The organism is Streptomyces desertarenae (genome assembly GCF_042681365.1).
Taxonomy (GTDB): Bacteria; Actinomycetota; Actinomycetes; order Streptomycetales; family Streptomycetaceae; genus Streptomyces; species Streptomyces desertarenae.
The window spans coordinates 295,224-307,877 of sequence record NZ_JBHUFU010000006.1; the positions used below are offsets into that span (position 1 = coordinate 295,224).

Consider the following 12,654-nt stretch of genomic DNA (forward strand, 5'->3'; position numbering starts at 1 on the left):
CTCAAAGGTGCTCGATCTGACCCTCCGTCAACGGGGAGCCGGGGCGGGCCGTCCCCGTGGGCGTGAGGCATTTCCCTGCTCGCGGCGGGAACCCCTGGCGCTGCGAAGGTGTCTTACCCCACAGTCTTACCCTGGGTGGAACGGGTCACAGCTCCCTTGCGTTCTCGTGTGTGCGGCTGTGGGGTGGATGTCCCGCTTTACTCTCACCGGACGGCGTGGGACGCGGCACGGGAGCCAGAGGTTCGTAAGCGGATGGAGAAGCGTGTGATGACGGACGGCAAGCGCCGCAGGAGTGTCGTGGCGGCGGCCGCGTTGCTCAGCGGGGTACTCGCACTGACGGCGTGCGGCGGCGACGGCGGTGGTGGCGGCGACTCCGAGGCCGGCGCGGGCAAGAAGCCGGAGAAGGGCCAGGCCCAGGTGGACCGGGCGGCGGCCGAGGAGGCCTCGGACGCCCGAATAGTCATCACCCCCAAGGACGGCGAGGACAACACCAGCATCCACGCGGCCCGGGTCTCGGTGAAGGGCGGCAAGCTCACCTCGGTGACCATGAAGGCCGCGGCCACGGGAGAGGAGGTGGAGGGCACCCTGGCGGCCGACGGCACCAGCTGGAAGCCGAACGGCCAGCTCGAGCGCGCCACCCAGTACACGATCTCCGCCAAGGCCGAGGACGCGGACGGCCGCGCGGTCCACGAGAACTCGACCTTCACCACGGTCTCGCCCGACAACAGCTTCATCGGCTACTTCACGCCCGAGGACGGCTCGACCGTGGGCGTCGGCATGCCCGTGTCGATCAACTTCGACAAGGGGATCACCGACAAGAAGGCCGTCCAGTCCGCGATCGAGGTCAACTCCACCAGCGGCCAGGAGATCGTCGGCCACTGGTTCGGCGACACCCGCCTGGACTTCCGCCCGAAGGACTACTGGAAGGCCGGCTCCAAGGTCACCGTCGACCTCAACCTCGACGGGGTCGAGGGCGCCGAGGGCATCACCGGCGTCCAGGACAAGAGCTTCAGCTTCACCGTCGGCCGCTCCCAGATCAGCACCGTGGACGTGAAGACCAAGACGATGGAGGTCGTCCGGGACGGCAAGACCGTCAAGACCTTCAAGATATCCGCGGGCGCGCCCGCGACCCCGACCTACAACGGCCAGATGGTGATCTCCGAGAAGTTCAAGGAGACCCGGATGAACGGTGCCACGGTCGGCTTCACCGACGACGACGGCAAGGGCGAGTACGACATCCCGGACGTGCCGCACGCCATGCGCCTGTCGACCTCCGGCACCTTCATCCACGGCAACTACTGGGGAGCCGACTCGGTCTTCGGCAACGTCAACACCAGCCACGGCTGCGTGGGCCTGAACGACGTCAAGGGCGCGAACGACCCCGGGCAGGACGGCGCCTGGTTCTACGACAACTCCCTCCTCGGCGACGTCGTCGTGGTGAAGAACTCGCCGGACAAGCACATAGCCCCGGACAACGGCCTCAACGGCTGGAACATGCCCTGGGAGGAGTGGAAGGCCGGCTCGGCCCTCTGACGGTCCGACAGGACCGCTCCGCCCCCTCCGGGCGCACACCGACATCCTCCGCCGGGCGGCGGACGCGGCGCACAGCGCGCGGCGTCCGCCGCCCGCGGCGTTCCCGGCCCACCGCGCCGGAGGACGGAAGGCGGAAGGAGGACGGGCGCGGGAACGGGCGTGGCGGAAAAGAGGCGGCCTTGGGGGCGGAGCGCGGGAAGACCGGCGCGGAGGTGAACCGGAAGACCCCGGGGAGCGTCCTGACCCCTGCGAGAGCCGGCCGAGTGGCGGCACCCCGTTCCCGCCGGGAGCGGACACCGACCCGTGGGGGGCCGGGCTAGAACGCCTGTCCCCCGACCCGCCGTGTGGTGCCGGCGCACCGGCCTCCCGCAGACTGAGCGCGCGGGGGGCCGCCCGGGTCCCCCGCGCATGGTGAACACCTCACCAGGGGGAAAGTTGACACAACGGAAGAGAGCGCGCGTCGGCGCGATAGCCGCAGCCGTGGCCGTCGCCCTGACGATGGGGCTGACCACCCCGTCGTCCGCCGCACCCGGGACGCCGCCGGCCGGATCCGGCGACCGGACGGGAACCGGCCACGCGCCCCGGAAGACCCACGCCCATCGCACCCTCACCCTCATCACCGGCGACCGCGTACTGCTCGACCACGGCGGCGAGGTCGTCGGAATGGTCCGGGCGAAGGGGCGCGAGGACGTCCCCGTCCAGATCCTGCGCGCCGGGGGCCACACCCACGTGGTCCCCCGGGACGCGCTCCGCCTCATCCGCGAACGCAGGCTCGACCGGCGGCTGTTCGACGTCACCGAGCTCAGCCGCGAGCAGCACCGCGCCAGGACCGGGAGCGGCGTCCCGGTCATCGTCACCTACGAGGGCGCCCGCCCCGCGGCGAAGGCCGAACTGCACGCCGAGGCCGACCCGCTCGTGCGCGCCGTCCTCCGCTCCGTCGGCGGCGAGGCGCTGACCGTCTCCGAGGACACCGCCGCGGACGCCTGGACGGCCCTGACCCGGCCGTCCTCCGAGGCCGGGCAGCTCACCGCGGCCCCCGGGATCGCCACCGTCTCGCTCGACGGACTCCACCGCGCCGCCCTCGACCGGAGCACCGCCCGCATCGGCGCCCCCACCGCGTGGAAGGCCGGCTACGACGGCACGGGCGTCACCATCGCGGTCCTCGACACCGGCATCGACACCGGCCACGGCGACCTCGCCGGACGGGTCGTGGCGGAGAAGAACTTCTCCGCCGCCGGGGACGCCGGGGACCGCTACGGGCACGGCACCCACGTCGCCTCGATCGCGGCCGGCACCGGCGCGCGGTCCGGCGGCACCCACAAGGGGGTCGCCCCCGGGGCGAGACTGCTCAACGCCAAGGTCCTCGACGACGACGGCTACGGCAGCGACTCGGAGATCATCGCGGGCATGGAGTGGGCCGTGGCGCAGGGCGCCCGGGTCGTCAACCTCAGCCTCGGCGACACCGACACCCCCGAGATCGACCCGATGGAGGAGGCCGTCAACCGGCTGTCGGAGCAGACCGGCGCCCTCTTCGTGGTCTCGGCGGGCAACGAGGGCCCCGGCGCCTCCACCATCGGCACCCCGGGCAGCGCGGACGCCGCGCTGACCGTCGGCGCCGTGGACAAGGACGACAAGCTCGCCGACTTCTCCTCGATCGGCCCCCGCACCGGGGACGGCGCGGTCAAGCCCGACCTGACCGCACCCGGCGTGGACATCGGGGCCGCGGCGGCCGAGGGCAGCACCGTGGCCGAGGAGGGCACCCCGGTCGCCGACGGCTACGTCGCCATCTCCGGCACCTCCATGGCCGCCCCGCACGTCGCGGGCGCCGCCGCCCTGCTGGCCCAGCGGCACCCCGACTGGACCGGCGAGCGCATCAAGGCCGCGCTGACCGCCTCCGCCCGCCCCGCCCGGGGGTACACCCCCTTCCAGCAGGGCTCGGGGCGGGTGGACGCGGCCGCGGCGCTGGAGCAGACGGTCGTCGCCGAACCGGCCTCGCTCTCCTTCGGCACCGTCCGGTGGCCGCACCACGACGACGAACCGGTCACCCGGACCGTCACCTACCGGAACCTCGGCGACCGCGACGTCACCCTGAAACTCACCGCGGACGGCACCGGCCCGCACGGCGGGGCCGCGCCCGCGGGCCTGTTCACCCTCTCCGCCGGCCGGGTCACCGTCCCCGCGGGCGGCACGGCCTCGGTCGACGTCACCGCCGACACCCGGCTCGGCGGCAGCCGCGACGGCGCCTACGGGGTGGTGGTCACCGCGGCCGGGGACGGCCGCACCGTCCGCACCGCGGGAGCCGTCGGCCGCGAGGCGGAGTCCTACGACCTGACGGTGCGGGTCCTCGGCCGCGACGGCGGACCGGCCGGCGACTGGCAGGCCTCCCTGACCAGGCACGACGACGGGGCGTACACCGACATCCGGAGCGAGGGCGGCACCGCCGCCGTCCGGATGCCCAAGGGCGTCTACACCCTCTCCGGCGAGATCGCCGTGCCGGGCGGGGAGGAGGACGGGATCGCCGGCCTGGACTGGCTCGTCGCCCCCACGGTGAAGCTCACGAAGGACACCACGATCACCCTCGACGCCCGCCGGGCCAGACCCGTCACGATGACGGCACCGGACCGCGGGGCCCGGCAGACCGACCTGACCGTCGCGGCCGACCTCTCCTCCGAGGACGGCTACGTCAGCATCGCCCTGTCCGCGCCCGGCCTCGCCCGGGGCTTCCGCACCGCACAGGTCGGCGCGGCGGGGGCGGGCACCGAGATCGAGGCCGACGCCTCCACCGCCTGGACCAACGGCGGCACCGAGTACCACGCCGCCCACAGCCGCAAGGGGAGCCTCTACACCGGCCTCACCCTGCACACCAGGAAGTCGGAGATGGCCAGGCTCATCGTCTCCCAGGCCGCCACGGCACCCGGCCGCACCGGTGTGCTGACGACCACGGCCGACAGCGTCGAGTGGTCCTCCGGCACCGAGCGCAGCATCCCGCGCACCACGATCGTGTACGTCAGGACCCAGGGCACCCGCTGGTCCCAGAGCTTCCTGCAGTGGAACGGGGACGGCGAGTGGGAGGCCGACTACTACGGCGAGGAGCGCGACTACCAGGCCGGCCGGAGCTACCACCACGCCTTCAACAACGGCGTCTTCGGCCCCGCCCTGGGGACGGAGTACAGGGGGATCTTCCGCGACGGCGACTCCCTGCACGGGACGGTGAACCCCTTCTCGGACGGCTCCGGGCACCTGGGCGGCAGCACCTACGACAAGGCCACCACGGTCCTGTACCGCAACGGGAAGAAGTACGCCACGAGGGACGAGTCCCTGGACTTCGCCGAGTTCACCCTGCCGGCGGGCAGGGCGACGTACAAGCTGGTCACCACCGTCGAACGCAGCGGCCTCTCCCGGCTGAGCCGCAAGGTGAGCGCCGCCTACACCTTCACCTCGAGCCGCACCTCGGAGGAGACCGAGATCCCGGCCTCGGCGGTGCGCTTCGCGCCGAGACTGGCCCTGGACGGCACCGCCGAGGCGGGGGCGACGGTGACGGTGCCGGTGCGGGTCCAGGGCGCGGCGGCGGGCGGGAACCTGCGGTCGCTGAGTGTGTCCGCCTCCTACGACGGCGGCAGGACGTGGCGGAAGCTCTCCGTGGTGAAGGGCCGGGTCACGGTCCGGAATCCGGGCAAGGGCAGGACGGTGTCCTTCACCGCGGCGGTGAAGGACACCAAGGGCAACGCCCTGACCCAGACGATCATCGACGCCTACCGCACCCGGTGACGCCGTGACGTGGTGACCCGGTGACCCGGTGGCGCGCCGGGCACCGCCTCCGTGCCGCGGGACACGGGCGACGGCCCGCCGGAGCACCGCTCCGGCGGGCCGTCCGCGTCCCCGCTGCCGCCTCCGTGCGGCGGGAATGCGGGGACGGATCACCCGAACGGTGCATAAGGTCCGTCCCAGCGGGGACCCGAACGGATGCGGGGGAGCACACGAGCACGTACGAGGACCCGAACCGCCGAAAGGACGTGGCAGAAGTGAAGGTCGCCTTTCTCGTCGCCCCCGAGGGCGTGGAGCAGATCGAGCTGACCGACCCGTGGCAGGCGGTGAAGGACGCGGGCGGCACCCCGACCCTGCTGTCCACCGGCGGCGGACCGGTCCAGGCGTTCAACCACCTCGACAAGGCCGACACCTTCGAAGTGGACCGGCAGGTCGCCGACGCCGAGGTCGAGGAGTACGACGGCCTGGTCCTGCCCGGCGGCGTGGCCAACCCCGACTTCCTGCGCATGGACGAGAAGGCCGTCGCCTTCGTCCGGGAGTTCTGCCAGACCGGCAAGCCCGTCGCCGCGATCTGCCACGGGCCGTGGACGCTCGTCGAGGCCGACGTGGTGCGCGGGCGGAAGCTCACCTCGTTCCCCAGCCTGCGCACGGACATCGCCAACGCGGGCGGCACCTGGGTGGACGAGCAGGTCGTCGTCTGCACGGAGGGCCCGAACACCCTGATCACCAGCCGCAAGCCGGACGACCTCAAGGCCTTCGACGAGGCGTTCCTCAGGGAGTTCCAGACCGTCTCCGCCTGACCGGCGGCCCGGCGGGCTCCGCCGGGCGGTGCGCGCACGGAGGGACCGCCCCCGCGGGCGGTCCCTCCGCACGCTCCCGGCCGGCGGCCGGGACCCGGCATGACCCGGCAGGTCATCGACTCCGGCCGCGCGACGCGGAAGGATCGCCGCCGTCCGCACCGGCCCGGTCCGTACCTCAGGAGGAGACATGACCGCCTACGCCATCGCCCACCTCCGCAACCACCCCGGTCCCCACCCGGACGTGATCGCCTACCTGGAGCGCATCCAGGACACCCTGGAGCCCTTCTCCGGCCGCTTCCGCGTCCACGGCGGCCCGATGGAGATGCGGGAGGGCGAGTGGCCCGGAAGCGTGGTGGTGATCGAGTTCCCGGCGATGGAGCAGGCCCGCGCCTGGTACGACTCGGAGGCGTACCAGGAGATCCTGCCGCTGCGCACCGACCACATCGACAGCACGGCCTTCCTCGTCGAGGGCGTCGGCCCCGACTACCACCCCCGGCGGAAGGCCGAGGCGATGCGCCGGGCGGCGGACGCCTGACCCACCGCCCCGGCCGACCGGTCACGCGGCCCGGGCCGCGCCCACCGGGCAGGGCACACGGCTGTGCCGCCGAGTGTCCGCCGCCATGCGACCCATCGGCGGCAGCCGCTCGCCCGGCGGGCGCGCCCGGTCACGAGCGCAGGCGGGCCATCGGTTCACCACTGACGGGACGTGCCGGCCGCTCCCCGGCCGCATCGGCCTCCGGGGACCACGGAGCAGGTCCTTCCTGCCGAGCGGATAGGCGGGATCGTCATCGCTGGATAGAGTCGCCTCGTTACACCTGGTTGTGGGGACAGCCGGGGCACCACGGGGAGGGCATGCAGCACATGGGTCGTCGTTCTCAGGGCTTGGTCGGCGTCTGGGCTGAGATGCAAAGGCAGCAGCTGCGCCAGATGGAGGCCGACGCCAGGCGGCAGAGACAGGAAACGCAGCAAGCACGGGCCTACCAGCGGCGAGCCGCCCAGAGCCACCGCGAGTACATGCAGGCGGAGGCACTGCGCCGCACGGAGGAACTGGACGCACAGGTCGCGTCGCTGCAAGGTCTTCTCGCCTCGGGGTGCCGGGCCCCGGCTTTCAGGGCCTCCTCCCTCATGCGCCCCGAGGAGGTCCAGCCGTTCGCCCCGGGGCCGCTGGCGCAGCCCGTGCCCATGCCGAACTTCGACCATTACCAGGTGCAGAGCGGATGGACTGCCAGTCGCCGAGCACAGGCGCACGCCGAAGCCCGGGCGCGCTTCGAGCGGGACTGGCACGCGGCCCAGGCGGCCGAGGCGCAGCGACAGCAGCAGCTGGCGGCGTACCAGCGGGAGTACCGGCAGTGGGCTGACGCCCAGTTGGCCGAGGTGCGGCGGCACAACGCCGGCGTCATCGAGCTGACCGAGGGGGTGGGGCGCCGGGATCCCGAGGCCGTGGTCGAGTACTTCTCCGCCGCTCTCTACGCGTCGACCGCGTGGCCGGAGGGCTTCCCGCGTCAGGTGGCAGCGGCCTACGACGCCGCAGCCGGGCAGCTGGTGCTGGACTGGGAGCTGCCCGCCTACAGCATCGTCCCCGAGGCCAGATCCGTTCGGTACATGCAGGCGGCCGACCAGTTCAAGGAGAGCACCCGGCCGGTGACTCAGCGCCGAGCCCTCTACCGGGAGGTTCTCGCGCAGTGCATGCTGCTCGTCCTGCACGAACTCTTCGCCGCGGACGAACCGGGCGCACTCGAATCGGTGGCCCTGAACGGATTCGTGGAGGGGCACGACCCCACGACGGGCCGGCCGGGCCACATCCACCTGGCGACCGTCATGGCTCCGCGCTCGACGTTCCGCGCTCTGCACCTGGCGCAGGTGGATGCCTGCAGCTGCCTGGCCGATGCACTGCGCGGGCAGCTCTCGGCCCGCCCCGACCAGCTCGCTCCGGTACGGCCGGGCCGCCGACCGCAGGAGGTCGGGAACCATGTCGTCACGCACGGCAGTGACGAGGAACCCGACCTGTACGAGATGGATCCGATCGCCTTCGAGAACCTCGTCGCCGATCTCTTCCGGGCCATGGGAATGCAGGCCGTCACCACCCAGCGCTCGAACGACGGCGGGGTGGACGTCGACGCACTCGATCCGGCACCGATCCGAGGCGGCAAGATCGTCGTGCAGGTGAAGCGCTACCGCAACACCGTGCCGCCCACCGCCGTACGCGACCTGTACGGGACCGTGCAGGACACCGGTGCCAACAAGGGCGTCCTCGTGACGACCTCGCGGTTCGGCCCCGGCTCGCACACCTTCGCCAACGGCAAGCCGCTGGAACTGATCTCGGGAACCGAACTCGTCGACCTGCTGCATCGTCACGGGCTCCGCCGACGCCTGGGCGACGGTGCCCGCCGGTCCGCGGCGCAGCCGGCGCCGGCGGTCCCGGACGCCCGCCTGCCCGACGACTACAACGTCCTGGGCATGTCGTGGACCGGAAGCGTCGCCTTGGACGTGTGCGCCCTCGTCTGCCGCGGCAACCGCGTCCTCAGCGACGACCACTTCGTCTTCTACAACAACCCGCAGACGCCGGACGGCTCCGTGCGCGTCCTTCCCGCCACCGCACCCGACAGGGCTGCGCTCTGCGTCTCCTTCGACGCGTTGCCGGACGAGGCCGACCGGTTCGTGCTCGTGGCCGCCATCGACCCGGAGGCCGACCCGGACGCCGACCTCTCGGGCTTCACGGAAGCGTGCATCCGCCTGCTCGACCCCGGGCTGGCCGAGCTGGGGCGCCTGGAGGTCTCCGACGGCCGGCCGCGCGAGACCTCGTTGGTGCTCGGCTCCTTCCGCCGCAGGCCGACCGGGGACTGGGACTTCGTCCTGGGCGGCAAGGGCTACACGGGCGGCCTGGGGGAGCTCGTTCAGGACTTCGGCATCGAGGTGGGGTAGGACCAGGGCTCAGGGCCTTGGTCCCGCTGCGCCGGCCGGGGTCTGCGAACGCGGCTTGACGACCCACGCCGCCCCGAGTCCAACAGTCTGGTAGCCGCCGCCTTTGCCGTCGTGACCGACGAGGAGGGCCGCATCCTGCTCCAGCGCCGCCGCGACAACGACCTGTGGGCCCTGCCCGGCGGCGGCATGGAGATGACCGACTCCCTGCCGGGCACGGCCGTGCGCGAGGTGAAGGAGGAGACCGGACTCGACGTGGAGATCACCGGCCTGGTCGGCACCTACACCGACCCCCGCCACGTCATCGCCTACAGCGACGGCGAGGTCAGGCGGCAGTTCAACGTCTGCTTCACTGCCCGCGTCACCGGAGGCGAGCCGGCGATCTCGGACGAGTCCACCGAGCTGCGGTTCGTCCCGCCCGGAGAGCTCGACTCCCTGCCGATGCACCACACCCAGCGGCTCAGGCTCCGGCACTTCCTGGAGCACCGCGACCGGCCCTACCTCGGCTGACCCACCAGCGAGACGACGATGCCCCCGGTCCTGTGCGAGCAGGCCGGGGGCACCGGGGTGGCAGGGCCGGATCAGCCGTCGACCGGGGCGATGCCGGTCGGGCAGGAGCGGCCCCGGTTCGTCTCGGACGGGGCATCTAGCTTGACGCCCGTGCCTACGAGGGTGTGCTCCTATGTGACCCATCCCGTGTTCTGAAAGACTTCAATCGTCGCCGGAAGGCGGTTGTACGGCTTGAGGGTTCTGCTCGCATGGGACTTCAATGGCGCCGTGAACATGGAATCGATGGATGGCAGCGCGAACATCGCCGGGCAGGCGTCACTCGATGACGTCATGGCGCGGCTTCGCCGGGACAGGCCGGTGTTCCACTCCGAGGCGGACCTCCAGCACAGCTTCGCTCGGGTCCTGTGGGAGTTGGCACCTGGCGTGCGCTCCAGGCTTGAGGTGCCTCAGCGCTCGTCAGGAAGGCCCGAATATCTGGACCTCCTGTGCATCGGATCTTCGGCTTCCACTGCTGTCGAGTTCAAATACGTCACCCGGGAGTGGACAGGCGAGGCTGGCCCTCTTGGAGAGGAATACGCGCTGAGGTCACATGGGGCTGCCGATCTCGCTCGACTGCACTTCGTTCGGGACATAGCCAGGTTGGAGCGCTTCTGCACTCAACGCGACCAGAACGGCTTGGCGCTCATCCTGACCAATGAGCCGTTGCTGTGGACACCGCCACGGCCTCAAAGCAGGCGCACAAGGGATCATGAGTTCAGGATCCACCAAGGGGTGGTGCTCAGCGGCACGCTGCTGTGGGCCGAGGGAACTTACGAGCCGAACACGTGCAACCTACGGGGGGCGTACCCCCTCGACTGGCAGCCGTACTCGCAGCAGGACGGGACCGGGGGGGAGTTCCGCTACCTGGCCGTGTTCATTGATCCCCTGACGACAGCGGATCTCCATACCTGAGTACTTCGGCGGCCCAGGTGTCGTGCCGACTGAGCCGTGACTCCCCTGAGGCAGGGGAGGGCTCCGGGCCGACCAGGGACATACAGAAGCCAAGAATGCTCGTTTCCCGCACCTGAGCCGGGAAGGCACCCTAGGCTCCTTCGCTGTGGAGTGGATAGCACCTGTCAGCACGGCTCTGGGCGCGGTGATCGGTGTCGGGGCGACACTGCTCGCCGACCGGCTCCGGTGGCGGCGTGAGCGGGCGGACCGGGCGCTGGAGACACGTCGGCAGTTGTATGCGGAGTACTCCGCCGCACTCTCGCGCATCAGGTCCGCCCTCAACGAGGCCGCCAACGATGCTTCCCTGTCGGGGGAGGAACGGAAGCGCCGGGTGCGGGAACTGTTCCTGGCACCCGGCGCGTACGAGCTCCGCCATCAGCTGGCCATCCTCGCGCCGGAGGACATCGTCAACGCCTCCGGTGCCGCGTTCAGGCTCCTTCGGGACACCAGGGACCGCATCCTCGAAGGAGCCGATGCGGCGAGTCCGGCCTATGCGCGGCTGGAGGACGCCTACGACGCCGCCATAGCCGATCTGCGCCGGACGATGCGCAGGGACCTCGGAGTTCCGGACCGAATCGCCGAGTGACGATCCGCGGTCCTGCGCTGCCCGGTCACTCGGCCCTGGCCACGCCCACCGGGCAGGACACGCCCGTGCCTACGAGGGCATAGCTATGTGACCCATGAAGCGACGAGCAGCGATCCACTGCCGGATCACCAGGACCGGGGCGGCGCGGGTCTTGGAGTCGCCCGCCAGGAGGAGGACTGCCGGGCCCTGAGCGCCCGCAAGGGCTGGGACGTCATAGCCGTCCATACCGACAATGATGTCAGCGCATACTCCGGAGCGCCGCGCCCGGCGTGGCAGGACCTCATGGAGGACGTGCGCAACGGGACTGTGGACGCCATCGTGTGCTGGCACGCGGACTGGCTGACACGCTCCCCGCGCGAGCTGGAGGACGTGATCGATCTCGCCGACCGGTACGGCCTTGAGCTGGCCACGGTCAGCGGGGAAATCGACCTCGCGACGCCGACCGGCCGCATGATCACGCGTATGCTCGGCGCCGCCACCCGCCACGAGGCGGAGCACAAGGCCGAGCGGCAGCAGCGCCAGCGCCGCCAGGCCGCCGAGGCGGGGAGGATTGCCGGAGGCGGAAAGCGCCCCTTCGGGTACGAGGATGACCGGACCACCGTGCGCTAGGACGAGGCCGAGGTCATCCGTGAAGGTGCCCGTCGCGTACTGGCAGGCGAGAGTCTGTCGAGCATCTGCCGCGACTGGCAGGAGCGCGGCATCACCACCGTGGCGGGCATTCCGTGGAAGCCCAGCGCGCTGCGCCGCATGCTGGCATCCGCACGGATCAGCGGCCGACGCGAGCACACCCCGCGAAGCTCCTGGGAGAAGACCCGCTCCCTGCTCGGTGAGATCGTGGCCGACACCGTATGGCCCGGGATCATCAGCCGTGAGGAGTCCGACCGTCTCCGGGCGCTGCTGTCCGACCCCGAGCGGCGCCGCAGGGTCGAGGGCACCACCAGGCGGAGCTACCTGCTCTCCGGCGTCCTGCGGTGCGTGAAGCCGAAGGCGGACGGTACGCCGTGCGGACACGGCATGGTCGGCAGGCCCCGCTCAGGCGTACCGCGCTACGTCTGCCCCAACACCCGCGGCACCGACGGGCGTGGAGGGACAGCGACCAACGCCGGGAAGACGGACGAACACGTACGCGACGTGATCCTGACCGCGCTGGACTCGCCCGCGCTCCGGAAGCGGCTCCAGCGCCCGGACGACGAGGGCAACGGCCCCTACGCGGAGATCCGGGCCGACGAGGAGGAGTTGGAGGAGCTTGCCAGGGACTTCGGCAACCGCAAGATCAGCCGCAAGGAATGGATGATCGCCCGCCAGCCGGTCGAGGAGCGGTTGGCGCGCAACCGGGCGAAGCCGGCGAAGACATCGAGGACGGCCGTCCTGCTGGCCTTAGTGGGCAGCTACGAGGACATGCGGGAACGCCGGGAGAAGATGAACGAATCCCAGCGCCGCGCGATCGTCACAGCGACCGTACGAGCCATAGAGGTGGCCCCCGCCAACCCGCGCAAGCGCTGGGATCCGGACCGGTTCGTCTTCGACTGGATCGCCTGAGGGAGCGGCACG

At 71.5% G+C, this 12,654-nt stretch carries 10 protein-coding genes; all 10 read left to right on the forward strand.

Annotated elements, in window-relative coordinates; translation table 11 throughout:
- The first annotated feature begins 252 nt into the window (after positions 1-252).
- Positions 253-1,533, forward strand: a complete 1,281-nt coding sequence (locus tag ACFSJS_RS12860; RefSeq protein WP_380899578.1) for a L,D-transpeptidase — start codon at positions 253-255, stop codon at positions 1,531-1,533.
- A gap of 480 nt (positions 1,534-2,013) precedes the next feature.
- Positions 2,014-5,301 (forward strand): S8 family serine peptidase, encoded by a 3,288-nt coding sequence (locus ACFSJS_RS12865; protein WP_380899580.1) that lies wholly within the window; start codon positions 2,014-2,016, stop codon positions 5,299-5,301.
- 254 nt (positions 5,302-5,555) lie between these two features.
- Complete coding sequence (locus ACFSJS_RS12870) at positions 5,556-6,098, forward strand: type 1 glutamine amidotransferase domain-containing protein (RefSeq protein ID WP_380899697.1); 543 nt, start codon at positions 5,556-5,558, stop codon at positions 6,096-6,098.
- 187 nt (positions 6,099-6,285) lie between these two features.
- Positions 6,286-6,633: a DUF1330 domain-containing protein gene (locus ACFSJS_RS12875; protein WP_380899582.1), complete on the forward strand. Its 348-nt coding sequence runs from the start codon at positions 6,286-6,288 to the stop codon at positions 6,631-6,633.
- 326 nt (positions 6,634-6,959) lie between these two features.
- On the forward strand, positions 6,960-9,020 hold the full coding sequence (locus tag ACFSJS_RS12880; RefSeq protein WP_380899584.1) for a restriction endonuclease: 2,061 nt from the start codon (positions 6,960-6,962) through the stop codon (positions 9,018-9,020).
- 42 nt (positions 9,021-9,062) lie between these two features.
- Positions 9,063-9,527 carry an NUDIX domain-containing protein gene (locus ACFSJS_RS12885; protein WP_380899699.1) on the forward strand — a complete coding sequence of 155 codons (465 nt, stop codon included), beginning with the start codon at positions 9,063-9,065 and terminating at the stop codon, positions 9,525-9,527.
- Between the two features lie 231 nt (positions 9,528-9,758).
- Complete coding sequence (locus tag ACFSJS_RS12890) at positions 9,759-10,478, forward strand: hypothetical protein (protein WP_380899586.1); 720 nt, start codon at positions 9,759-9,761, stop codon at positions 10,476-10,478.
- 145 nt (positions 10,479-10,623) lie between these two features.
- A complete protein-coding gene (locus ACFSJS_RS12895) occupies positions 10,624-11,103 on the forward strand; it encodes a hypothetical protein (protein WP_380899588.1) in 480 nt (159 codons plus the stop codon).
- A gap of 87 nt (positions 11,104-11,190) precedes the next feature.
- Positions 11,191-11,712 carry a recombinase family protein gene (locus ACFSJS_RS12900; protein ID WP_380899590.1) on the forward strand — a complete coding sequence of 174 codons (522 nt, stop codon included), beginning with the start codon at positions 11,191-11,193 and terminating at the stop codon, positions 11,710-11,712.
- A gap of 54 nt (positions 11,713-11,766) precedes the next feature.
- A complete protein-coding gene (locus ACFSJS_RS12905) occupies positions 11,767-12,642 on the forward strand; it encodes a recombinase family protein (protein ID WP_380899701.1) in 876 nt (291 codons plus the stop codon).
- Positions 12,643-12,654 lie beyond the last annotated feature (12 nt).

Coding starts and splice junctions, on each gene's coding strand:
- ACFSJS_RS12860 (WP_380899578.1), top strand. CDS start 253: ATGGAGAAGCGTGTGATGACGGACGGCAAGCGCCGCAGGAGTGTCGTG.
- ACFSJS_RS12875 (WP_380899582.1), top strand. CDS start 6,286: ATGACCGCCTACGCCATCGCCCACCTCCGCAACCACCCCGGTCCCCAC.
- ACFSJS_RS12880 (WP_380899584.1), top strand. CDS start 6,960: ATGGGTCGTCGTTCTCAGGGCTTGGTCGGCGTCTGGGCTGAGATGCAA.